The organism is Microvirga lotononidis, assembly GCF_034627025.1.
Classification (GTDB): Bacteria; Pseudomonadota; Alphaproteobacteria; order Rhizobiales; family Beijerinckiaceae; genus Microvirga; species Microvirga lotononidis.
On the sequence record NZ_CP141048.1, the window covers coordinates 1,335,168 to 1,359,397 of the forward strand.

The window sequence follows — 24,230 nt, forward strand, 5'->3', positions numbered from 1 at the left end:
TCTCAGAAGAACGCCTGCAGGCCCGTCTGCGCCCGGCCCAGAATAAGCGCGTGGACGTCGTGCGTACCCTCGTAGGTATTCACGGTTTCCAGGTTCTGCGCATGGCGCATGACATGATATTCCTCTTGGATACCATTTCCGCCGTGCATGTCGCGGGCCTGGCGGGCGATATCGAGGGCCTTGCCGCAATTGTTGCGCTTGACCAGCGAGATCATCTCCGGCGCCACCCGACCCTCGTCGAAGAGGCGGCCGACCCGCAGGGAGGCGTGAAGGCCGAGGGTGATCTCGGTCATCATGTCAGCAAGCTTCTTCTGCACGAGCTGGGTCGCGGCGAGCGGCCGGTCGAACTGCTTGCGGTCGAGCGTATACTGCCGGGCACGGTGCCAGCAATCCTCGGCAGCCCCCAGGGAGCCCCAGGAAATGCCGTAGCGCGCCCGGTTGAGGCAGCCGAACGGCCCCTTCAGGCCCGACACGTTGGGAAGCAGCGCATCCTCGCCCACCTCGACATTGTCCATGACGATCTCGCCGGTGATCGAGGCGCGGAGCGAAAGCTTGCCGCCGATCTTCGGGGCCGAGAGGCCCTTCATGCCCTTGTCCAGCACGAAGCCGCGGATCTGGTTGTCGTGCGCCTCGGACTTGGCCCAGACCACGAAGACATCCGCGATGGGGGAGTTGGAAATCCACATCTTGGAGCCGATGAGGCGATAGCCGCCATCCGTCTTCACCGCGCGGGTCTTCATACCGGCCGGGTCGGAGCCCGCATCCGGCTCGGTCAGGCCGAAGCAACCGACGAACTCGCCCGAGGCGAGCTTGGGCAGGTACTTCCGGCGCTGCTCCTCGGAGCCGTAGGCGTAGATAGGGTACATGACCAGGGAGGACTGCACGCTCATCATGGAGCGGTAGCCGGAATCGACCCGCTCAACCTCGCGGGCCACGAGGCCGTAGGCCACGTAGGAAGCGCCCGCGCAGCCGTATTCCTCCGGCAGCGTTACGCCGAGGAGGCCCAGCTCGCCCATCTCGTTGAAGATGCCGCGGTCGGTCTTCTCCTCGCGATAGGCCTCGATCACCCGCGGCAGGAGCCTGTCCTGGGCATAGGCGCGGGCCGTATCGCGGATCATGCGCTCGTCGTCGGTGAGCAGATCGTCGAGGAGGAATGGGTCATCCCATTTGAACTTCGCATATTCCTGAGCACCGGCCATGACGGTCATCCTTCCCGAAAGTTTGCGCGGCCAGCCTTCCAGGCCGACCAAAGCCATTGAATTTGAGCGGCAAAATCGCGCTGGACAGGGAAAATGTAAATCGACATCTTCGCAGCAGGTTATTCTCAAATGGAATGAATGTGTTTCGTCGCGGCTTTCTGCCCAATGTGGGCAACCTCCTGGCCTTCGAGGCCACAGCCCGCCATGGCAGCGTATCGAGAGCCGCCGAGGAGCTGAACCTGACCCAGAGCGCCGTTTCGCGCCAGATCCAGCAGCTGGAGGAATCCCTCGGCGTCTCCCTGTTCAGCCGCTCCCGCCAGCGGGTCGTGCTCACCGATGTAGGGCGCATGTATGCCTCGCAGGTTCGCAGCACCCTGTCCGAACTCTCGGACGCGACCCATCAGGCCATTGCGCTCTCGGGCACGAGCGGGGTCCTGAACCTGGCCACCCTGCCGACCTTCGGCACCCGTTGGCTCATTCCGCGCATCCCCGCCTTTTTCGCCCGGCACCCTGGCGCGACGGTCAATTTCGGCGTGCGCCTCGTCCCTTTCGATTTCGCCGCCGACCCCTTCGATGCGGCCATTCATTTCGGTGAGCCGCATTGGCCGGGGGCGGTCTGCGAATTGCTGCGGAACGAGGAGGTCGTGCCGGTCTGCAGCCCGGCCTATCGGGAGCGGGAGAACCTGCGCGCACCGCAGGATCTCACCCGCGCCACCCTGCTTCAGCAGAGCACACGCCCGACGGCCTGGGCGGAGTGGTTCGCCAGCGTCGGCGTGAGCGTCGGCAATCCGCTGCGCGGCCCGCGCTTCGAGCAATTCGCCATGGTGGCCCAGGCGGCCGCGGCGGGGCTCGGGGCCGCGCTCATCCCCAACTTCCTCATCGCCGACGAGCTGGCGTCCGGCCGCCTCGAGATCCTGTTCCCCCAAAGCCTCGTCAGCGGCGGCGCCTATTATCTCGTCTATCCGGAGCACAAGGCAGAGACGCCACTCCTGCGCTCCTTCCGCGACTGGATCCTGAGCGAGATCCGTCAGGGATAGACGCGCTTCGGCTTCATGATACGGAAGCTCAGGGTGAACGCGACGATTCCACAGACCACGATGGCGCTGACCATCGAGAGCGGAGTGCCGTTGTAGAAGGCGCTGACGAGCACGATGATCACCGCGCCCGTGCTGAGTTGGAGCGTTCCCATGAGCGCCGAGGCCGTCCCGGCCACCGGACCATGTTCCTCGAGCGCGAGAACGGCCGTCGAGGGAATGACATAGCCGAGGCAACCGAAGGAGACGAAGAGCAGGCCCCAGAGAACATACACGTTGTCAACGCCCAGGATGGTCAGCACGAACAGCAGGATAACCAGCGCGGCGAAGCAGGAGATCGCGGTTCTCACCACCCTTTCGGCGCCGAAGCGGCGCATGAAGAAGCTGTTGAACTGCGCGCTGCCGATGAACGCGATGGCGTTCGACGCGAAGACCATGCTGTAGGCGGACGGCGTGAGGCCGTAATGCTCGATGAAGATGACCGACGAGCCGGCGAGATAGGCAAAGAAGCTGGCCTGGCTGAAGCCGCCGATGAAGGCGAGACCCAGGAAGCGACGGTCCTTCAAAAGGCCTCGATAGGTGGAGAAGGCATGTCCGATTCCTTTGCGTCCCTCGTTCGGCTTATGCGTCTCCGGCAGCAGGAAGAGGACCACGGCAAGACCGGCAAGGCCGATCACGGCGATGGCCCAGAAAATCGCCCGCCAGCTGAAGAAGGCCGTCAGGGTGCTGCCGGCGAGCGGCGCCAGGATGGGAGAGACGCTGAAGACCAGCATCGTCGTCGCCATCAGTCGGGCCGCCTCATGGCCGGTATGCAGATCGCGGATGATGGCCCGGGGAATGACCATGGCCGCGCAGGACCCGACGCCCTGGAGGAAACGGAAGGCGATGAGGGTTTCCACATTGGGTGCGAAGCTGCAGCCGATGCCTGCCAGAATGAAAAGGCCCAGACCGAAATAGAGCGGCGGCTTGCGGCCGAACCGGTCCGAGAGCGGCCCGTAGACGATCTGACAGACCGCCACCGCCAGGAAGAAGCTCATCAGGCTCATCTGCACGGCGCTGACATCCACCTGGAACTCGCGGGCGATGGCCGGAAAGGACGGCAGGTACATGTCGATGGCAAAGGGCCCGACAGCCGAGAGCATGCCGAGGACGAGCGCGTTGCGCAAAAAGGCGGACTTCATGGAGAACGGCTTTCGTAGCCCCGGCGTCGAGCCGGGATTGAGAAAACGGCCTGTCCATCGTGAGAACAGGTCAAGCAATCTGAACAGAAAATGGCCCCGGCTCGCCTTGGGTCAGGAGCACCGCCGGGCATGCGCCTGCTTGTAGGGCCTTCGGTGCTGCGGTTCAAGACAGCCGTCATCCGTCATTGGATTATAGTCCGCCCTGGCTATAATACTTACGGTTCGTTAACCATGAATGGTCATAGCTGATTAACCATCCAGTCGGATGGGCCGACCCGCGAAGCCCCTTCCCTCCTTCACGGCAGCCAGTGCGGCCGCCTGGCCAGATCCAGAGATATCAAAGTTCTTCATGACCGCCTCGATGCCTCCGAATCAGACGTGTCTCAGCATTGCCCATTCCGTGCGACGCCCGGGTTCCATCCGCCCGCTCCTGGTCGGGGCGCGCAAAGCGCTGAGCTGCGTTGCTGCCGGAGCCGTCCTGATGGCGGCATCCGCCTGTGCGGGGCGCTCGGACCTGGGCTATGCGAGCCTCATGTCCGAAGTTCCGGCAACGCGGGCCATCGTCATCCCGCCGCCCGGCGGCCCATCGGTGGTCGCTGTGCTGCAACAGCAATACCAGGACGGCCTTTCGCAGGAGATCGCTCTCTCGACGGCGTCCCGGACCACGGGCCAGAACGCCTTTTACGTGAGCCTGCTCAACAACACAGCAGGCAACATGGAAGTCCCGAATTCCCTGTCCTTGCCTTCCATGACCCCTGACCGCCTCCAGCGCGAAATGGAGGAGCGAATGCCGGGCGTGGAGATGGAAACCTCGCTCGTCTACGTGCAGAACCGATTCGGCCCCTTCGGCTTTGCCACCGGACGTTCCTCCACGGGCGACCTGTGCCTGTATGCCTGGCAGCAGATCGAGCCGGGCGAGCCCGCCATCTTCGTGCCGGGAGGAGCGATCTCCGTCCGCCTGCGCCTCTGCGATGCGGACGCCAACGTCGATCAGCTGCTGCGGGTTTTCTACGGCTACACGATCGCGGCGTATTACCGTCAGGAATCCTGGAACCCGTACGGGGATCCGCCCTCGCCGCCCCAACACCTCGGCGAGAAGGACGCTCCGATGTACCCGCTGGGCCTCGGCGGCAGCGAAGGAAAAGCCACGGTCGTCCGCCGAAGGACCATCACCGAGAGGATGCAGCCGGTTACGCCCTCGGTTCGGGTGCCCCGTCGCACCATCGACAAGGATACGGTCGCTCCTGCCGTCCCGTCTCCCGCTGCGCAGCCGGAAGCCGCTCCGACGAGCGGTTACCCCGTCGTGCCTCCGCCTCCTGCTCAGTAACGTCAGCTCACCTTGCGTATTGATGTTACATATAAAAACATTTCGTTTACCGCTGTGACATTAGGCCTAAGTGTCACTATAGATATATTAATAGACCCGTCTTTAGTCTTAAACTAAGCGTGCAATCTCCCACGCAAACCTTTGAGCCGAGAACCCAGACGATGCGAGCAGGTCTTATCGTGGCCTTTTGGGCTGTGGCGGCGGTATTGATCATCTCGATCGTTGCTCTTCCGATCAGCATTCAGGCACATCTCGTTGCAGGTCTCACGGTCGTGGCCTGCATGATCATCCTGAAATTCTTCCGCGCCCAGGGCATCTGGCGGCTGATCGCGCTGGCCCTCGGCACCGCCATCGTCCTGCGCTACGTCTTCTGGCGCACCACGAGCACGATCCCGCCGATCACCGAGATCGCGAGCTTCATCCCGGGCTTCCTGCTGTATCTGGCCGAGATGTACAGCGTCATGATGCTGTTCCTGAGCCTTTTCGTGGTGTCGAGCCCCCTGAAATCCCGCAAGGCGCCGCAGATCGACCCTGAGAACCTGCCGACCGTCGACGTCTTCGTGCCGACCTACAACGAGGGTTCCGACCTTCTGGCGACGACCCTGGCCGCCGCGAAGGCCATGACCTACCCCGCGGACAAGTTCACGGTCTGGCTACTGGACGACGGCGGCACGGACGAGAAGTGCAATTCGAGCAACGCCAAGGCCGCCCAGGAGGCCCGCGAGCGCCGCGCGGAACTCCAGGCGCTCTGCGAGGTCATGGACGTGAAGTACCTGACCCGGGCACGCAACCTGCACGCCAAGGCGGGCAACCTCAACAACGGCCTTGAGAACTCGACCGGCGACCTGGTGGCCGTGTTCGATGCCGACCATGCCCCCGCGCGCAGCTTCCTCATGGAGACGGTCGGCTATTTCACCAAGGACAAGAACCTGTTCCTGGTTCAGACGCCGCACTTCTTCATCAATCCCGATCCGCTGGAGCGCAATCTCGGAACGTTCCAGACCATGCCGTCGGAGAACGAGATGTTCTACGGCGTCATTCAGCGCGGTCTCGACAAATGGGACGCGGCGTTCTTCTGCGGCTCGGCCGCCGTGCTCCGGCGCGAAGCCCTTCAGGAAACCAACGGGTTCAGCGGCGTCAGCATCACCGAGGATTGCGAGACCGCCCTCGAGCTTCATTCCCGCGGGTGGACGAGCGTCTACGTGGACAAGCCGCTGATCGCCGGCCTTCAGCCGGACAGCTTCGCAAGCTTCATCGGCCAGCGCTCGCGCTGGGCGCAAGGCATGATGCAGATCCTGCGCTACAAGTTTCCGCCCCTCAAGCGCGGTCTGAAGATCTCGCAGCGCCTTTGCTACATGTCGAGCAGCATGTTCTGGCTGTTCCCGTTTTCGCGGTTCTGCTTCCTCATCTCGCCGCTCTGCTATCTCTTCTTCTCGCTCGAGATCTTCACCGCATCGGGTGGGGAGTTCCTCGCCTATACGTTCACCTACATGATGGTGAACTTCATGATGCAGAACTACCTCTACGGCCGTTACCGCTGGCCCTGGATCTCGGATCTCTACGAGTACATCCAGACCATCTACCTTCTGCCGGCCGTGCTGTCGGTGATCGCCAATCCCAGCAAGCCCACCTTCAAGGTCACGGCCAAGAACGAGTCCATGGAGGAGAGCCGGGTCTCGGAACTGGGCACGCCGTATTTCATCATCTTCGGCATCCTGATCCTCGGCGTCATCGCCACCGGAATCCGGGTCTGGGCGGAGCCTTACAAGGCGGATCTCACCCTCGTGACAGGCGCCTGGAACGTCCTCAACCTCATCATCGCCGGCTGCGCCCTGGGCGTGGTGTCGGAACGGGCCACGAGGCGCCATAGCCATCGCGTTCGGGTCGAACGCCCCTGCCGCTTCATCATAGGCGATGAGGCCATCGACGCGGTCGTGAGGGACGTCTCGGTCGGAGGCGCGAGGGTCCACGTCCCGCCGTCGGCGGAGCCGAAGCTAAAGAAGGGAGCCGCCGGCACCCTCGAGTTCCAGCCCTTCTCCAATCTCCCCATCCAGCACCTGCCCATGGAAATCCGCAAGGTCGGCATGGACGACAAGGGATTGTTGCTCGGCTGCCGCTTCCTCATCGAGAAGCCCGAGCATCGCCGGATGATCGCCGATCTGGTCTTCGCGAATGCCGATCAGTGGAGCCAGTTCCAGAAGAACCGGCACCACGACATCGGGGTTCTCCGGGGAACGCTCTGGTTCTTCATGGTCGCGTTCTATCAAACGGGACGAGGCCTCTCCTATTTCTTCGGTCTGCAAAAGATCGGCGCTTCGAAGCCCTCCGCGCCGTCCGTCGCATCGGCTGCCAAATAGAGGTCCATCGTGCGTCGGGTCCTGATCTCCTCTCTTTTGGCCATCCAGGCGCTGGGCGCGCAGAGCGCCATTGCGCAGACACCCTTCAGCATGTCGCCGGGTGCGCCGAGCCCGCCTCCGGCAGCCCAGCCTGCCCCACAGCAGCAGCCGGCGCAGCAGGCTCCATCCACTGCTCCCTTCGAGATGCGCCAGCAGGGCGCCGCCCCCTCAGGCCCGTCCACGGCGGTGCCGGCTGCTCCTTCTCAGTCAGCGCCTCCCTCCGCAGGGGCGCCACCTTTCAACGTTGCGCCCCAGCGCCCGGCTCCTCCAGCCCAGGCCGGCTCTCCGGCTCCCGCCAGACCCGCCGCGGGAGCCGCGGCAGCCCGCAGCCCGACGCGGATCGAACGTCCCATCCTCCCCTTCGAAACGGTCCGGCTCGAGGGTGAGACCGATGCGCGGTCCTGGACTGTCCATCTCACCCAGGATGAGGCCTCGAGCGGCGCCAGCATCGCACTCGGCTACAAGAACGCCGTCGTGGTCATGCCCGAGGGCTCGCGCCTGCGGATTGCGATCAACGGCGAACCCGTCGTCGATACGCCGATCTCATCGTCCAGCGACATCAAGCGCCTGACGGCATCGATCCGCCCCGGCCTCCTGCGGGCGGGGCAGAACATCATCCGCATGGAAGCCTTCCAGCGCCACCGGACCGACTGCACGGTGGATGCGACCTACGAGCTTTGGACCGACGTGGACTCGGCTTCCACGAAGCTCGTCTTCGCCGAGGGCGCCACCAAGACGCTGCGTGGCCTGGACGATCTGCCCGCCGTCGGCGTCGACAACGCGGGCGTGACGACGATCCGCGTGGTCGCCCCCAAGATCTATCGCCCCGAAATCCGCGACCGCCTGCTGCGTCTCGTGCAGCTCGTCGCCCTGCGTGGGCGCTATGCCCATCCCGTGATCCAGGTAGTGGAGTCCGATCCGGGTCCCTCCCCGGTCGGCACGATCAAGGTGGCCATGGGCCTGGCCAGCGAGCTGCGCGGGCTGGTCACGGGCGTGCCGGATGCCGCCTCGATCCAGCCGCTGACGATGATGATGCAGGAACCGGGCTCCCTGGGCTCCACCCTGGTCGTCTCCGGGCCGACCTGGCAGGATCTCGATACCGCCATCGGCATCGTCGGCACCCGGGGCCTGGGTGTCTCTCAGGCCGAGCGCGGGATGATCGACACCGCCTCATGGCAGTGGCCGGAAGTGCCGACCGCCTTCGGCGCGCAGAGCTTCCGTTTCGCCGATCTCGGCGTCCCCACGCAGGAATTCTCCGGGCGGCGGCTGAAGGTGGGCTTTTCCATCAACCTGCCGCCGGACTTCTACGCGACCGAATATGGCGAGACCATCCTGCATCTCGATGCCGCCTACACGTCCGCCGTGAGGCCCGGCAGCCACGTCAACGTGTTCGTCAACGGCATGATCAGCACGCAGATGACGATCACCTCGCAGGGGGATATCGTCAAGCGCTACAACGTCCGCGTGCCACTCAAGAATTTCAAAGCCGGGCTCAACCACATCACCGTCGAGGCCGCGCTGCTGACGGACGCCGATGAGCGCTGCACCCCGGGCGAGACCCTGTCGGAGACGAACCGCTTCGTCCTGTTCGATACCACCACGCTCGAGTTCCCGACCTATGGACGCATCGGCCGCCTGCCGGATCTCGCGGTTCTGAGTTCGGGCCGGTTCCCGGACGAGGATCTTCCGACGACCGTGGTTCTGGCCCGGCCCGATCCCTTGAACTATTCCGCAGCCGGAACCCTGCTCGCCAGCATGGCGCGCAGCGCCGGCGCCCCGGTGCGCGCGCAATTCGCCAACGCGGCCTCGGCGGACGACGAATCAGTGCTCTTCATCGGCGCTGTCGATCAGATCCCTGCAGGACTCCTCAACCGGGTGAAAGTGTCGGAACATCTGCGCATGATCTGGCCTTCGACGCCGACCGCAGGTGACCGGACGGGTCCGCAGGCAGCCAACACGGATTTCAGCCTTCCCGCTCCTCAGGGCTCCCCGGATCGCATGGCTGCCGCCTCGACGGACGAGGTCCGCAAGCGCTGGTCGGAAACGTTTCAGCGGCGTGGCGTCTTTCAGCAGACGATCGGTACGGTGCAGGACTGGATGGAAAAGACATTCAGCCTCTCCCTCAAGTCGCTTTCGCTGAACGAGCGCACCGATGCACCTTATGAGCCACCGCAGCGGGCATCCCTGCTCGTGGCGCAGAGCCGTACCGATGCGTCCGGGGTCTGGACCCTGGTGACGGCCCGCACGGACAAAGCCCTCGCGGATGAGACGGCCCGGCTGGCGAACCCGATGATCTGGTCCCAGGTCGCCGGCCGCGCCGTGGCGCTCGACCCCAGGGAGACGAAGCTGCAGGTCGAGCCGATCAAGGAATACCGCTTCGTGCAGACGCAGCCCCCATCCCTGTCGAACCTGCGCCTGGTCGCTGCGAACTGGATGTCCGCCAATATTCTTCCCTATGCGCTTCTCATGCTGGCGTGCTGTACCTTCCTGGGCATCGCGACCTCGCTGCTCCTGAACCGCCTGGGGCGCCACTCATGACGCCATGGACGAGCCGGCCCATCTCGCTTTTCCCCTGGCTCTGTGCCGCCCTGTTCCTTGTCATGGCGCCGATGGCATCCTCCCAGACCCTGTCCGTTCAACCCTTGAACGTGGTGGGAACTGTCTCGCCGGCCGACTGGGAGGCCTATCGCTCGCGCTTCGTGGAAGATAACGGACGCGTGGTCGATACCGCCAACGGCAATATCAGCCACAGCGAAGGTCAGGGATACGGGCTTCTGCTCGCCCTTGCCGCGGCCGACCGGAGCGCCTTCGAGCGGATCTGGAACTTCACCTTTACCGAGCTTCTCATTCGGGACGATGGTCTGGCTGCGTGGAAGTGGGATCCGGCCTCGAAGCCGCGGGTGACGGACCGCAACAATGCCACCGACGGCGACCTGCTCATCGCCTATGCCCTGGCCAAGGCCGGCGCGGCCTGGCAGGAGCCCCGCTACACGACAGCCGCGCAGAAGCTCGCCAAGGCCATCGGCAAGACCACATTCAGCCGTAACGGGCCATCCCTGACCCTCCTGCCCGGCGCCCATGGCTTCGGCGCATCCGACCGTCCCGATGGCCCCGTCGTCAACCTTTCCTATTGGGTCTTCGAAGCCTTTCCGGTGATGGCCGCCCTGGCGCCCGAATACGAGTGGAGCCGGGTCTGGCGTGACGGCGTGATGCTGCTGCAGCAGACAACCTCCGGCCGCATCAGGCTCCCGGCCGACTGGATCTCGCTTCACAACGGCCTCCAACCGCAACCTGCGGATGGCTTTCCGCCCGAGTTTGGTTACAACTCGTTAAGGATACCGCTTTACCTGTATGAGAGCAGGAATGACTGATATGGAGTGGCTGAGGGCTCTCAGGCAGCGCTGGTCTGCGGAGAACGAGGGAGTTGCCGTGGTCAATGTGGTGACCGGACAGGTCCGGGAGCGGCTGACCGACCAAGGCTACGCCATCCTGCCCTCGGCTTTGGCCTGTGCACTCGACGGAACGCCTGTTCCCGAAACGTTGAAAGCCTTCGAGCCGACCCTCTATTATCCGTCGACCCTGTACCTTTTGGCGAAATCCCTGCTTGGTGAAAAATATCCGCAATGCGTCTCGTCGGCAGTGCCATAACGATTGCGGTCGCAATCCTGGGCTTCGCAGCCATCGCGCAGCAAACAGGCACCGGCAATAATCAGCCGCCAGCCGGATCGCCGCCGCCAACGCCGCCTGCGAACGGGTCTCAGCCTCCGGTCGACGAATCCGCATTGCGCTATTTCGCATCCCAGGGCGATACCCGGCGCGTGAACGCCGAGATCGCGCGATTGCGCGCGCTCTATCCCAACTGGACGCCGCCCAGTGATCTCTCGCAGCTCTCCGGCGCCGCCGGAGCCGTGGCCCCCGACCCGCTCATCGAACGCCTGTGGAACCTCTATCGCGAAGACCGGATCGCCGAGGTTCGCGCCGCCATCGCCGAGCGCCAGACCGCCGATCCGAACTGGAAGCCCCCGGAGGAACTCGTCACGGCCCTCGACATGGTCGAGGCGCGCCGCCGCCTGACCAATGCGTCCGATACGGGCCAATGGCGGACGGTCCTCCAGGTGGCCACCGAAACGCCGGGCCTTTTGACCTGCACGAACGTGGACGTGATGTGGCGGGTGGCGGAGGCGTTCGCCCGGACGGACCAGCCGAACCGGACGCGCGACGTCTACACCTATCTCCTGCAGAATTGCGCCAATCCTGGCGAACGCCTGGCGACTCTTCAGAAGGCGCTGACCCTGCTGCCCGAGCCGCAGGTGACCGCCCTGCTCCAGTTCGAGCGCAAGACCGGCGAAAACCCCGACGACTTCACGTCCATCCGGGATGAGCTCGCCCGCCGCCGGGTCGAGCGTGCCTCCCTCGACAGCAAACTCACGGCCTCGGCCGAGGATCTCGCCGTGGTCGAGCGGATGATCCAGAACACCAATGAAGCCGGCCCCGTGCTGATTCTCGGATGGTACAACTATCATCACGGCAATCCGGCGCGGGCGCTCGAATTGTTCAAGATCGCCCTCGACCGCAATGGCGGAACGAAGGCGGCGGAAGGCTATGCCATGGCGCTGCGGGCCCTTGAGCGGCTCGCGGAAGCGGAAGCCTTTGCTTACGAATGGCGTGAGCGCGCACCCGAGAATATGAAGATCTATCTCGACATCGCGACCGCGCTCCTCAGCCAGGATCCGCCGCCTCGCCTCGAACCGCAGGTGCTGGCCCGGATCGTTCCGGTCGTCACCGCGCAGCGCTTCTCGGACGCGGCCCAGGCCCTCGGCTGGTACTCCTACAATACCGAGCAGATCCGCACGGCGCGCGACTGGTTCCGCACGGCCCTCACCTGGAAGGCCGACGACGAGGCCTCCGCCTACGGGTTGGCCTTGACGACCCAGCGCCTGAACGACCGCGCCGGCTTCAACGCCGTGGTTGCTCAGTGGCGCGGCCGCTCTCAGCGCATCGCCGAATTGGCAGATGGAACGATTCCGGCCTCCAGGCGGCAACCTGCCGCCACGCCCGCTGTCGTGGCGCCGGTCCCACTTGCTCAGCCCGCCGAGAGCGCTCCCCTCCCGGTGCAGTCTCGCCCGGCTGCCCCTCAGGTGACGGTGGAGCGGATCGAGACCGAGCAGACATTCACCCGGACGGAAGCCAATGTGCGGCGCAGGCAGAGTCAAGCCCGCTCGACCCTCGGACGCACCTGCGCCATGACGCGCAATCCGGCCGGGCTGTCCGGCGACAGCGCCCTCACCCGGGGCTGGTGCCTCATGGAGATCAACCGCCCCATGGAAGCCGTGGCGGCCTTCGATCAGGCCAGCGCCACCGGCAGCAGCCGCACCCGGGAGGAAGCGGCCTACGGCAAGTCTCTCGCCTACCTGCGCAAGAACCTGACCTCCGAGGCGGCCGTTGCGGCCGCCGAGGCGCCGCAGACCCGCGAGCGCCGGGTGGAGCTCGGCGCCTCGATCCTGACCCAGCGGGCGCTGGCGGCCTATCGGGACGGGCGCTATGTGGAAACCCTGCTCGCCCTGACCGAGCGGGCCCGGATCGTCCCGGAACAGAACGATCTTCTGCTCATCCGCGGCTGGTCCTATCTCAAGCTCGGCCGCTATGGCGATGCCGAGAAGGTTTTCCGCGCCGTCCAACAGACCGGATATTCCGAAGAAGCCGCTGCCGGACTGAACGCCATTCGCGAAGTCACAGGCCAGATAAGGTACTGACGGCTGCCTCGAAGCTGTTGCCAGATCTGGCCCTGCACCTATCTAATGTCCGAATGGGCTCTCAGCCTGCAGACGGTTTCCTCCCTCGATCCGAATCCATGGCCAACTTGCAGATCATAGTGTTCGACGTGTGCGGCACCGCCTGTGCCCTGCACAGAAGCGCCGTCCGCGAGTTTCTGCCCATGCCTCATCTGTGGCGCCCCCCGGCCCTGCCTCGCCCCGTGGCGGGATTCTTCAACCTGGGCGGCCACGCGGTTCCGGTGCTTCGGCTCGATGTCCTGTTCGGCCTTGAGCGGATGGACGACGGTGCCGAGGCGAACCTCTACCGGCATCTGATCCTGATCGATCGGTTCACCGGATCTGGGACGACTGCTTTCCTCGTCGATCGGGTTCTCGATGTCGTGAGCGTCGCGCCGTCCCAGCTGTCTCCCGTCAGCCAGGAGGGCACTCTGAACGGCTGCGTCGAGGCGGAGGTCACGTGGGACGAGCGGCTCGTCCACCTGCTCTCGGTCGAACGCATTCTCATGGCCGAAGAGCAGCGGGCCCTCGCAGAGCTCGGGCAACAGGCGCAGAACCGTCTCAGCGAATGGGCGGTCGAGGCCTGATGGCCCCACGTGCCATTGCCGTCCCGCTGATCGATCCCGGCTTTCCAGACCTGAAAAGCCGTATCATCGAGCGTACCGGTCATTTCTACTACCAGGACAAGGACGACCTGCTCTGGGAGCGGGTGCGCAAGCGCTTGCGCGCGACGGGCCTCTCCGGTTCCACCCAATACCTGAGCCTCCTGGACGATGCGATTTCGGGTCCGGCGGAATGGGGCAAGCTGGAAGCCGAGATCACGATCGGCGAGACCTTCTTCTTCCGCTACGCGGAGCAGTTTGCGGCCCTGCGCGAGACGATCCTGCCCGAGATCATCGACCGGAAGGGCGGCACGCAGCGGCTGCGCATCTGGAGCGCCGGATGTTCGACGGGAGCGGAACCTTATTCTCTCGCGGTCCTCGTCAAGGAAATCCTCGGTGAGCGCCTCGGGACATGGCGCGTCAGCATCGTCGGAACGGATATCAACGACAGCTTCCTCACCCTCGCCCGGCAGGCGCGGTTCGGCAAATGGGCGCTTCGCTCCATGCCGGCCACGGAACGGGACCGCTATTTCCTCGATGCGGGAAAGGACCAATGGCAGGTCAGACCGGAATTCCGGTCCCTGGTCCGTTTCGAGAAGCACAATCTCCTGAGCCTTCTCGACGGCACCTCTCCGCTCGAACTCACCGATTTCGACCTGATCCTCTGCCGCAACGTCCTGATCTACTTTCACCCCGATACCGTGGTCCGGATCGTCGAGGCCTTACGCGACCGCCTGACGGAGGGCGGGTGGATGCTATTGGGGCATGCGGAGCCGAACCCGGCCTTTTCCGCCCTGATGCAGACCCTGAACCTGCCAGGGACCGTGGCCTATCGGCCGGGCGCGGGAACGGCATCTTCGGCCGCCGCCGTCGAACCAGTCAGCCCTGTCTCACAGGATTGGGCGCCGCTTCTTCCCCCACCCAAGCGGATCGAGCCGGCCAAGCCGAGGCGTCTCGATCTTCCCGCGACGGTTCCGTCACAGCCGCAAGCCCCCAATTCCTCCCAAGGACCGGGTTCCCTGCTGGAGGAAGTCCGAGCAAGCGCCAATACGGGCGACTTCGCAACGGCCGACGCTCTCTGTCGAAGAGCGTTGATCGTCGAGCCACTGAGGGCCGCCCTCCATTTTTACCATGGCCTCATCCTGCAAGGGCTCAGACGGCCCGACGAGGCCGAGAAAAGCTTCCTTAAGAGCATCTATCTCGATAAAAGCTTTGCCATGGCCCATTACCATCTCGGATTGCTGCTGCTCGCGGAAGGGCGTTCGACTCCCGGACGGCGTGCCCTGACCAATGCGGCCCGCATTGCCGCTGCGATGCCCGACGACAATCTGCTCGATGAGGCCGACGGTCTCACCGCCGGAGATCTGCGCAACCTGATCCGGATCCACCTCGAAGCGGCGACGCCGCCCCAGCGCAGGAGCTGATCGTGGCGAGATCCGCGCGCCGGAAGCTGAAACTGATGGAACGTGTCCGCGTCCGCTCCGCCGAGGAGCGCATGCAGCATATCCTCGACGAGCGCACCGAGCGCCTCGCAACGCGAAAGGATGGTGCGACGGCTCCGGCGGACATCCTGCTTCGCGCGCTGGTCTGCGGCACGGGCCGTGAGCGCTTCGGTCTTCCGGTCGATGCCGTGGCCGAGGTCCTGCCGCCCCAGAAATGCATGCCCGTTCCCGATGGGCCACCGGCTCTGATCGGCCTGTTCGGTCGGGGCGGTCGGCTGGTGAGCGTGATCGATCTCGCTCTTGCTCTCGGACTTGAGCCGGCTTCCACGGAAAACGAGAACCAGCACTTCGTCCTGCTGCGGCGCGAGCAGCCGCAGGTGGCGTTACGGGTCGAGCGTGCCTATGCCGTCGAGGACATCCTGCCTCTGGCAGGCGACGATGCCACCGGCTTCCGCAACGATGCGGTCATCGGCTACGGCAAGCTTCGATCCGGCCCTGACGAGCAGGACGAGACGATCTCTCTTCTCGACACCGAGCGCCTCCTGCGACCCTTCCTGCCCACATCTCTTGTTCCCGGAGTCTGACGTGACGATCTCGATCGCCAACCGCATTCTTCTCGGCTTCGCCGTCATCGTCGCGCTGATGGTCGGCCTCTGCGTCTACGCCATCAACCAGCTGGACGATGTCCGCCAGTCCACGGAGACGATCGTGACACGCGATCTGATGCTGATGCGTCAGATCGAGGACCTCGGCGATCTGCAGAACAACATGCGAGGCCTGCGGGAGGAAATCCTCTCCCGCTTCTACCTGCGCTCCCTGGGACAGCAGCAATCATCGGGCGAAGATCTGACCCGTGCCTGGGAACAGCAGGCCGCTGCCACCGAATCTGCGATGGCCCAGGCCATCGCGACGGTGAATGATTTCGTCAACAGATCGGTCACCGCGCAGAGAGCGGAGGCCTGGCGGCGCATCGCCGAAATTTTCAGCCGCGCCAGCGGGGATCTGCGCCAGATCCGCACCTTGACGGAGAGGCAGTTCGCCGCCGAGCAGGGCAATGATCTCGCAGCCGTCGCCGCGACCCAGAACGGCCTCAACGCCAGCCGCGAATCCTGGAACAGGAATCTCGTTCAGGCCCGCAGCGTTCTCGGCGAAGCCATCACGATCGGGCAGAGGCGGATCGGCGAGGTCTACGAGCAGAGCAGGATGTCGATCATCCTGGCCGTGGCGGTCGCGGCGCTCCTGAGCGTCCTGATCACCTATGCCCTGCGCTCCTCGATAACAGGCCCCCTCGGCAACTTCATGAGCTTCGTCGAGCGGGTCGGGCGCGGGGAACTCGGCGGCCAGAAGGCTCTGGCCGGCAAGGACGAGATCGGACATCTCGGCGCCACGCTCAACACCATGGTCGACGGCCTGCGCCAGCTCGCCCAACAGAGCCGGGAGGCGACGGAAAACCTGAATGCCGCGGCGGCGGAAATCCGGGCCTCGACCCAGGAACAGGCGGCCTCGGTCGAGGAGCAACTGGCGGCCGTTCAGGAAACCGCCGCGACGGTCGACGAGATCACGCATTCGGGAACCCAGATCGGAAAGCGTGCGCAGGAGGTCATCGCATCCGCCCAGGCCGCGGCGCAGACCAGCGTCTCAGGATTGCAGGCTGTCGAGGAAACGGCCCGTGCCATGGACGCCATCCGCGAACAGGCGGAAGCGGTGGCGGAGAACATCGTCGCCCTGAGCGAGAAGACGCAGGCCGTCGGCGAGATCATCACCTCCGTCAACGACATTTCCGAACGCACGCATCTGCTCGCGCTGAACGCCGCCATCGAGGCGGCGGCGGCCGGCGAGAACGGGCGCAGCTTCGCGGTGGTGGCCTCCGAGATGAAGACGCTCGCCGATCAGGCGAAGGATGCGACGCTGCAAGTCCGCTCGATCCTGGGCGACATTCAGCGCGGCATCAACTCGTCCGTGATGCTCACGGAGGAAGCCGTGAAGCGGGTCGCGGCCGGCAAGGAGCGCACCGACATCACCCAGCAGACCATTACCGGCATCTCCGGCCAGATTCAGGAGAGCGTCCAGACCTTCCAGCAGATCATCGCGTCGACCAATCAGCAGCAGCTCGGCATCGAGCAGGTGATGGGTGCTCTCCAGAACATCCGTCAGGCAAGCCAGCAGACGGCCGCAGGCACCCGCCAGCTCGATACGGCGGCCGCCAACCTGTCGTCCCTTGCGCAGCAGCTTCTCGGCCTCGCCGAGCGCTATCGTCTGTAACCGGCCGACGGTGGGGACGCGCGTGTCGTGACGGATATTCGCAAGCAGCTTTTGGCAGCCTTCGAGGCGGAGCACCGGGAGCATCTTCAGGCGATCCGGACCGCGCTCGACCATGCCGCCGGGGGCGAGATCGACCTGACGGACGTATTTCGCCGGGCGCATAGCCTCAAGGGCGCAGCCCGCGCCGTCGACCTGCCGGCCGTGGAGGAAGTGGCCCATCAGCTCGAATCGCTCTTCTCCCAGGTGCTCGACGGCCAGCAATCCCTGGACGAGCCCACCATCGCGAATGTGAGGCTGAACCTCGACCTCATCGAGGATCTGGTCGCGAATATCCTGAAGCCGACGGAGCGGGAGACGGCATCGGTTTCGAAGCCAGCGCCGCTCGAACCGGAACCGGCAGCGCCGAAGGCGGATGCTCCCGCCCACACCGATGCCGGCACGGGAGCCTATCTCCGTGTCGCCACCGGGCTGATGGAGGAACTGTCCGATTCCATGCATCAGCTTCTGGCCGAGTTGCAGACCAATGAGGGAATCGACGACACGTTGCGACAGATCGAGCTGGAAATCCGGGGGCTCAGACGAAGCTGGGATCAGCTTCACGCGCAGGTCAATACGCTGGGGTCCGCCACGCAGCGCACTCCCCAAGCCAACGGTTCCCGCAACAGCCCATCCTTCGCCCCGCGCCTGCGCGATTTCGATCAAGGCCTGAAAGCGCTGTTTCGCAGGCTGTCCGCCCTGTCCCGCGACAGACGGCAGTCGAGCTGGTCCATCGATCAAGCGGCGCGTCTGGTTCGCGACAACATCGACCGCGTCTCCCTCGTGTCGGCGGAGACGGTTTTCGGCGGGTTCGGCCATATGGTTCGCGAGATCGCGCGCAAGGCCGGACGCGACGTGAACGTGCGCAGCATCGGCCTCGACATCCAGGCGGATCGGCAAGTGCTCCAAGCCCTCAAGGATCCCGTGATGCACCTCCTGCGCAACGCGGTGAGCCACGGGATCGAGCCGCCGGACGAGCGCTTCGCGAAGGGCAAGGCGGAGCGGGCCGAGGTCACCCTGGAATTGGCCTCCCGCGGCGGACGCCTGGTCATCACCGTTCGCGACGACGGACGGGGACCGAACCTGGCGCGGATCGAGGACGTCGCCATCGAACGTGGGCTGCTGCAGCCAAGGGCTGCCGGCCATCCACCGCCGATGATGGACCAGCTGCTGTCCCTCGTCTTTGCCCCCGGCTTCTCGACGGCAGATGGAGTCGACCGGCTTTCCGGCCGGGGCATGGGCCTGTCCGTGGTTGCGGAGGCCGCCCGCAAACTGCAGGGCTCCGTTCTGATGCGACCGCGCTATCCCCATGGGACGGAGATTCTGCTGAACGTGCCCTTCACGGCGGCGCGTCAGCCCCTGCTGCTCCTGGAAGCGGAGGAGCGGATGTTCGGCCTGCCCTCCCATGCGGTGGTGCGCCTCCTGCGGCTGCCTGCCGACACGCTGGAAAGTGTGGAAGGCCGCCCCACGACACGGATCGAGATCGGGGGACAGGACGTTATCGTTCCAGTCGTCGCCCTCGCAGCCCTGACAGGATCTCCGAATGCCCCCCTCCCCACCGAGGCTGGACACGTGAAGGCCGTGCTCGTCCGTCACGGCTCTCGCACCTGCGCGCTCGCCGTCAATATGTTCCACGATGTCCGGACGATGCTGGTCAGTGACATTCAGGCGGTCGGGCTCAACGATCTGGTCTCGGGTACCGTCCTTCTGGAAAACGAGATGCCGGCCCTGGTGCTGAGCCCCGACAAGCTGATCGAGCATTGGGTCAAGAATGAAGGCAGTCTCGCGGCCGGAGGCCTCGGGCTCGCCCGGTGGAATCCCGAGGAAGAGCGGCGGGCGCGGACGATCCTCGTGGTCGACGATTCCATCACGACCCGCACTCTCGAAAAGAGCATTCTGGAGGCGCAGGGCTACGAGGTCCTCCTCAGCGTCGACGGCATCGACGCCCTTCACGTCCTGCGGTCGGGCGAAGCCATCGTGGATCTCGTCATTGCCGACGTGGAGATGCCGCGCATGGACGGGTTCGGGTTGCTGCAGGCGGTCAAGAACGATCCGCGGCTCTCCACGCTTCCGGTCATTCTCATGACGTCGCGGGCAGACCCGGAGGACGTCCGCAAAGGCCTGGATCTGGGCGCGAGCGCCTATATTACCAAGCAGAAGTTCGATCAACGCGAACTCTTGGCGACGATCGGGCAGGTGCTGTGAGTTTCCGGCGATGAGCATGGCGTCTCAGCCACGGGTGCGTGTGATGGTCGTCGAGGATTCCCTCGTCGTCCGTCAGCTGCTCGTCCATATCATCGCCAGCGACCCTCGCCTTGTGGTGGCGGCCGCCGTCAGCTCGGCCGAGGAAGCCCTCCAGGAAATCGGCCGCGTGCAGCCGGATGTGGTATCCATGGATATCCGCCTCCCCGGAATGGACGGGCTCGAGGCGACGCGCCGGATCATGTCGGAACACCCGACGCCCATCGTCGTCATCGCCGACAGCATCGAGGATTCCTCTCTCAAGATCTCCATGAATGCCCTGCGGGCCGGAGCGCTGACGGTGGTGGAAAAGCCCGTTGGCCTCTCCAGCGCCAATTATGCGGGAATTGCCAGCACCATCTGCACCCAGCTCTACATCATGAGTCAGGTCCCGGTGGTCCGGCAGCGCTCCTTTGCCCCATGGCGCGAGAGGACGACGATCGCGCCTCCCAGGCGCGATCCGGAATGGAGCGCGGCACGCCCGAGCATCATGGGGATCGCCGCTTCCACGGGTGGACCGCCGGCCCTCGCGAAGGTCCTGGGGGCCCTGCCAGCGGATTTCTCCCTGCCGGTCCTCCTGGTCCAGCACATGGGCGCTCCGTTCATGGAGGGCTTCGCCTCCTGGCTGAACGGGCTGGTGCCCTTGAAGGTCCGCCTGGCGCAGGATCAGGAGATTCCGGCCGCAGGCCATGTCTATGTGGCGCCCGGCGACCGTCACCTCCTGCTCTCCCCTGCCGGTACCCTGAAGGTGAGCGCCGAGCCCCATTTGGGCAACCAGCGGCCCTCCGCGACCATGCTGTTCCAGTCCATGGCCCGGTCTGTGGGCCGGAGGGGCCTCGGGGTCATCCTCACCGGCATGGGCGAGGACGGAGCGCAGGGCCTCGTCGAACTGCGCCAGGCCGGAGGTTACGGGCTCGGCGAGGACGAAAGCACCGCCGTCGTCTATGGGATGCCCGCCGCGGCCTCCCGCATGGGTGGCGTCAATGTCAGCCTGCCCCTGGACCTGATCGGTCCCCGGATCCTGAGGCTGGCGCGGGGAGAGGGCGAATGAGTGCCGGTTCCGTTGCCCAGGCGGCCGAGATTCTCCTGGTCGAGGATTCGGAAACCCAGGCCCTTCAGCTGCGCCACATGCTCGAGACGAACGGGTTCAACGTCTCCTGGCGCTCCACGGCGGAAGCGGCTCTCGACAGCCTGAACGAGAAACTGCCCGATCTCGTCATCGCCGATTATCATCTGCCCGGCATGAATGGAGACGAACTGACCCGCCAGATGCGCCTCAACGTAAGAACGCGGGCGATCCCGGTCATCATGCTGACCGAAGCCAGGGAACGAACCGTCGAGCGGCAGGGGCTGGAGAGCGGCGCGGACGCCTATATTTCAAAATCTGCAGAACAGGAACTGGTCGTTCTGCGGATCAAGGCGCTCCTGCGCCGGCGCTCCTCTCCCATCGGAGATTCCCGAGAAGAGCGGCAATCCCCGAGTTTCGGCACCTTCCGCCGGGCCTGCGTCCTGATCGTGGACGACAGCTCGACGCACCGCACCTACCTCCAGAACCTGCTGACCCATGAAGGTTACGCGGTGACGCCAGCCTCGGAGCCAGCCGAAGCACTCCGGCTCGTCCGCAGGGTAGATGCAACCTGGGACTGCATTCTGGTCAATCTGCTGAGCGCGGGATTCGACGGCATCGAATTGTGCCGTCAGTTGAACCTCTATCGTGGCCTTGCTCCCCTGCCCGGCGCGGACGCGCCGAGCTTTGCCATCGTGGGGCTCGGTCACGAAGATGGCGGTGAACTGCTCGCACGCGCGTTTGCGGCGGGCGTCGACGACATCGTTCCCTCGACGGTCGAAGCCGATGTGATGCGCGTACGCATCCGCGCGCTCGTCCGGCGCAAGCTCATGCAGGACGAGAACTGGCGCATCGAGGCGGAACTGCGCGAGCGGGAACTGGCCCTCGCCAGGGCCCGGGCGGAGGCCGCCTCCGCCGAGGCGCTCGCCAATGCCAACCGCGAGCTGGAGGAAGCCAACGATCTCCTCAAAGGCACGCAGGCGCAGCTCGTCCAGGCCGCCAAGATGGCGTCCCTCGGTGAATTGGTGGCTGGCATCGCCCATGAGATCAACAATCCCCTGGCCTTCATTCAGGCTCATCAGGGGACCGTGGATAAGCTGCTGACGGAGATCGCCGCGAAGCTTCCGCCGGAGGCCGGCCTCGAACGACAGGTGCAGAAATCCCGCGACCGGGTCGGCGCCATGAAGCTGGGGCTCGCCCGGATCCAAGAACTCGTCCTCAATCTGAGACGGTTCTCCCGCCTGGACGAAGGCGATTTCCAGACGGTCAACGTGCCGGAATCGATCGAAACGGTCCTGGCTCTTCTGGGCCACAAGCTCGGCACCCGGATCGATGTGCGTCGCCATTACCATGCAGTCCCCGATCTCTACTGCTCGCCGGCCCTTCTGAACCAGGTGGTCATGAACATCGTCGGGAATGCCGCCGATGCGATCAAGGGAACCGGCGGCATAGACATTGAAACTGAGAGCAACGAGACAACCTATACGATCAAGATCAGCGATACTGGGCCGGGGATCCCAGGAGAATTGCGGGAGCGCATCTTCGAACCGTTTTTTACAACCAAGCCCGTAGGGTCTGGAACTGGACTTGGCCTCGCCATCGCTTATAGCGTCGTTCAGGCCCATAAAGGATCGATCGCGGTGGATGCGGGCCCCCACGGGGGTGCCCAATTCACCATCACGATCCCGAGGCGTATTGTTTCATGACGTTGTCGAGCGAGATGAAATCAACCCATGGCACGATCCTGGTCGTCGACGACGAGCCGGACATCCTCATTGCGCTCGAGGATCTGTTCGAGAACGACTACCGGGTCCTGACGGCCTCCTCGCCCATTCAGGCGCTCGACATCATCCGGCATGAACCCGACATTGCCATCATCATCTCGGACCAGCGCATGCCCGAGATGCAGGGGGACGAGTTCCTGGCGAAGGCCCGCCACGAGACCGATGCCGATGCGATCCTTCTCACCGGATACGCGGATCTCAAGGCCGTCATCGGCGCGGTCAACAAGGGCCGTATCATGGCCTATGTCCCCAAGCCGTGGGATCCGGCCGCCCTCTCCAACATGGTCGCTGCGGCCTATCAGCGGCGCATGCTGGCCCGCAAGCTCGACACGGAACGCGCGCTTCTGCGCGGGCTGATGGAGAGCACCGGGGACCTGATCTCGTTCAAGGACCTGGAAGGCCGCTTCGTCCGCCTGAATGCCAGCAAGGCGCGCAGCCTCGGCTGCGGCGCGGAGGATTGCCTGGGTCGCAAGGAGCGGGATTACGTCTCGCCGGAGCGAGCCACGATGATCGAGGAGGCTGAGCGCCGTGCCGTCGCGGCGCGCGCGCCGGACGAGGTGATCGAGGAGCGGAACGCCCCCGACGGCACGACCCAGTGGATCCTCATCAATCACATCCCGATCCTCGACGAGGCGGGAACGGTCACGAACCTGGCCACCATCGAGCGCGACATCACCGAGCGCAAGCTGATGGAAATGCGCCTGCGGCAAGCGGACAAGATGCAGGCTCTCGGGACCCTCGCGGGCGGCGTCGCGCATGACTTCAACAATCTCCTGATGGCCGTCCTCGGCAGCCTGGATCTCGCCTCGCGCCGTGCTCCGGACGATCCCCGGCTGACCCGGCTTCTGCAGAATGCCACCTACGCGGCGGAGCGCGGCGCCTCCCTGACCCAACGGCTTCTGAGCTTCAGCCGCCAGCGCGACCTGCGGCTTCAGGCCGTGGACGTGAACCAAGTCATCATGGGCATGAACGACCTGCTGACCCGCACCCTGGGCGGCGTGATCCGGATCGAGCGGCATTTGAGCGAGGCCCTGTGGACGGCCATGGTCGACCCGGACCAGCTTGAACTCGCGATCCTCAATCTGTGCATCAATGCCCGCGACGCCATGGCTGAAAACGGCATTCTGACCCTCTCGACCCGCAACGAGAGGGTGAGCGAAGGCCGGATTCCCGACTTGGGCGGTGGCGAATATATAGTGATCTCGGTTGCGGATACGGGCAGCGGCATTCCTCCCGAGGTCCTGGCCAGAGTGCTCGAACCCTTCTTCACCACCAAGGAGGTGGGCAAAGGAACCGGGCTCGGGCTGCCCATGGTGTATGGGCTGGCGCAGCAATCCGGAGGCACCGTGACCATCCACAGCGCGGTTGGATCGGGAACGACGGTGGAGCTCTACCTGTCCCGTGCGGCTGCGGAGCAGCAAAAGGGGCCGCAGGAGAAACAGGCGATCGCGCCCGATGCGCCCAAGGTGCGCATTCTGCTCGTCGACGACGACGCCGAGGTTCGGACGGTCACGGCGGCCTATCTGACCGAAATGGGCCACCGGGTCGTGGAGGCCGCGGACGGATCGTCTGCCCTCGACATCCTGAAGGCGGACGATCAGCTGGATCTCCTCATTGCCGACTTCGCGATGCCCGGCATGACGGGAACGGACCTCGCCGGCAAGGCGCGGGAGATCCGGCCGGGCCTCGGAATCCTGCTCGTGACGGGATATGCCGATCCGAAGCGGCTCCCGGACGATTACCTGATGCTCCACAAGCCTTTCAGCCGCGCCGACCTGGCCGCGAAGGTGACAGAGGCGGCTCTTCCAGACCGGGATCCGGGCTCTTCCGCCTGACTTGGCTCCGGCTCCCCGGATTGTGGACAAAAAGTGTTGCGGCGGCTTTGGCCG

Annotated in this window: 17 protein-coding genes; 15 read left to right on the top strand and 2 right to left on the bottom strand. The window is 64.9% G+C overall.

Features of this window, described 5'->3' with window-relative positions:
* Window positions 1-2: 2 nt before the first annotated feature.
* Window positions 3-1,199: an acyl-CoA dehydrogenase gene (locus tag U0023_RS06325; protein ID WP_009763179.1), complete on the bottom strand. Its 1,197-nt coding sequence runs from the start codon at window positions 1,197-1,199 to the stop codon at window positions 3-5.
* Between the two features lie 134 nt (window positions 1,200-1,333).
* Between U0023_RS06325 and U0023_RS06330 the strand changes: the two genes are divergently transcribed.
* A complete protein-coding gene (locus U0023_RS06330) occupies window positions 1,334-2,236 on the top strand; it encodes a LysR family transcriptional regulator (protein ID WP_009763178.1) in 903 nt (300 codons plus the stop codon).
* Here the strand turns inward: U0023_RS06330 and U0023_RS06335 are convergent.
* Window positions 2,227-3,414 (bottom strand): multidrug effflux MFS transporter, encoded by a 1,188-nt coding sequence (locus U0023_RS06335; protein WP_009763177.1) that lies wholly within the window; start codon window positions 3,412-3,414, stop codon window positions 2,227-2,229. The genes U0023_RS06330 and U0023_RS06335 overlap by 10 nt on opposite strands.
* Before the next feature lie 361 nt (window positions 3,415-3,775).
* On the opposite strand from U0023_RS06335, the gene bcsN reads away from it, so the two are divergent.
* The 14 genes from bcsN to U0023_RS06405 all read left to right on the top strand — a co-directional run bounded on the left by bcsN (window position 3,776) and on the right by U0023_RS06405 (window position 24,176).
* Complete coding sequence (gene bcsN, locus U0023_RS06340) at window positions 3,776-4,741, top strand: cellulose biosynthesis protein BcsN (protein ID WP_322883775.1); 966 nt, start codon at window positions 3,776-3,778, stop codon at window positions 4,739-4,741.
* 161 nt (window positions 4,742-4,902) lie between these two features.
* On the top strand, window positions 4,903-7,098 hold the full coding sequence (bcsA, locus tag U0023_RS06345) for a UDP-forming cellulose synthase catalytic subunit (RefSeq protein WP_009763175.1): 2,196 nt from the start codon (window positions 4,903-4,905) through the stop codon (window positions 7,096-7,098).
* A 9-nt stretch (window positions 7,099-7,107) separates the two neighbouring features.
* Window positions 7,108-9,675 (top strand): cellulose biosynthesis cyclic di-GMP-binding regulatory protein BcsB, encoded by a 2,568-nt coding sequence (locus U0023_RS06350; protein ID WP_009763174.1) that lies wholly within the window; start codon window positions 7,108-7,110, stop codon window positions 9,673-9,675.
* Window positions 9,672-10,508, top strand: a complete 837-nt coding sequence (locus U0023_RS06355; protein WP_009763173.1) for a glycosyl hydrolase family 8 — start codon at window positions 9,672-9,674, stop codon at window positions 10,506-10,508. The genes U0023_RS06350 and U0023_RS06355 overlap by 4 nt, the downstream gene beginning before the upstream one ends.
* Window positions 10,501-10,785 carry a hypothetical protein gene (locus U0023_RS06360; RefSeq protein ID WP_245272984.1) on the top strand — a complete coding sequence of 95 codons (285 nt, stop codon included), beginning with the start codon at window positions 10,501-10,503 and terminating at the stop codon, window positions 10,783-10,785. Before U0023_RS06355 ends, U0023_RS06360 begins: the two co-directional genes overlap by 8 nt.
* On the top strand, window positions 10,761-12,890 hold the full coding sequence (locus U0023_RS06365) for a tetratricopeptide repeat protein (RefSeq protein WP_009763171.1): 2,130 nt from the start codon (window positions 10,761-10,763) through the stop codon (window positions 12,888-12,890). Before U0023_RS06360 ends, U0023_RS06365 begins: the two co-directional genes overlap by 25 nt.
* Window positions 12,891-12,988: 98 nt before the next feature.
* Window positions 12,989-13,495, top strand: coding sequence for a chemotaxis protein CheW (locus tag U0023_RS06370; RefSeq protein ID WP_009763170.1), 507 nt, complete (start codon window positions 12,989-12,991; stop codon window positions 13,493-13,495).
* A complete protein-coding gene (locus U0023_RS06375) occupies window positions 13,495-14,934 on the top strand; it encodes a CheR family methyltransferase (RefSeq protein WP_009763169.1) in 1,440 nt (479 codons plus the stop codon). Before U0023_RS06370 ends, U0023_RS06375 begins: the two co-directional genes overlap by 1 nt.
* Before the next feature lie 2 nt (window positions 14,935-14,936).
* Complete coding sequence (locus U0023_RS06380; protein WP_009763168.1) at window positions 14,937-15,536, top strand: chemotaxis protein CheW; 600 nt, start codon at window positions 14,937-14,939, stop codon at window positions 15,534-15,536.
* 1 nt (window position 15,537) lies between these two features.
* Window positions 15,538-17,214 carry a methyl-accepting chemotaxis protein gene (locus U0023_RS06385; RefSeq protein WP_009763167.1) on the top strand — a complete coding sequence of 559 codons (1,677 nt, stop codon included), beginning with the start codon at window positions 15,538-15,540 and terminating at the stop codon, window positions 17,212-17,214.
* A gap of 27 nt (window positions 17,215-17,241) precedes the next feature.
* Window positions 17,242-19,455 (top strand): hybrid sensor histidine kinase/response regulator, encoded by a 2,214-nt coding sequence (locus tag U0023_RS06390; RefSeq protein ID WP_009763166.1) that lies wholly within the window; start codon window positions 17,242-17,244, stop codon window positions 19,453-19,455.
* A 10-nt stretch (window positions 19,456-19,465) separates the two neighbouring features.
* Window positions 19,466-20,542 (top strand): chemotaxis-specific protein-glutamate methyltransferase CheB, encoded by a 1,077-nt coding sequence (gene cheB / locus U0023_RS06395; protein ID WP_009763165.1) that lies wholly within the window; start codon window positions 19,466-19,468, stop codon window positions 20,540-20,542.
* Complete coding sequence (locus tag U0023_RS06400; protein WP_009763164.1) at window positions 20,539-22,263, top strand: response regulator; 1,725 nt, start codon at window positions 20,539-20,541, stop codon at window positions 22,261-22,263. The genes cheB and U0023_RS06400 overlap by 4 nt, the downstream gene beginning before the upstream one ends.
* Window positions 22,260-24,176: a response regulator gene (locus tag U0023_RS06405; protein ID WP_009763163.1), complete on the top strand. Its 1,917-nt coding sequence runs from the start codon at window positions 22,260-22,262 to the stop codon at window positions 24,174-24,176. Before U0023_RS06400 ends, U0023_RS06405 begins: the two co-directional genes overlap by 4 nt.
* Window positions 24,177-24,230: the final 54 nt, after the last annotated feature.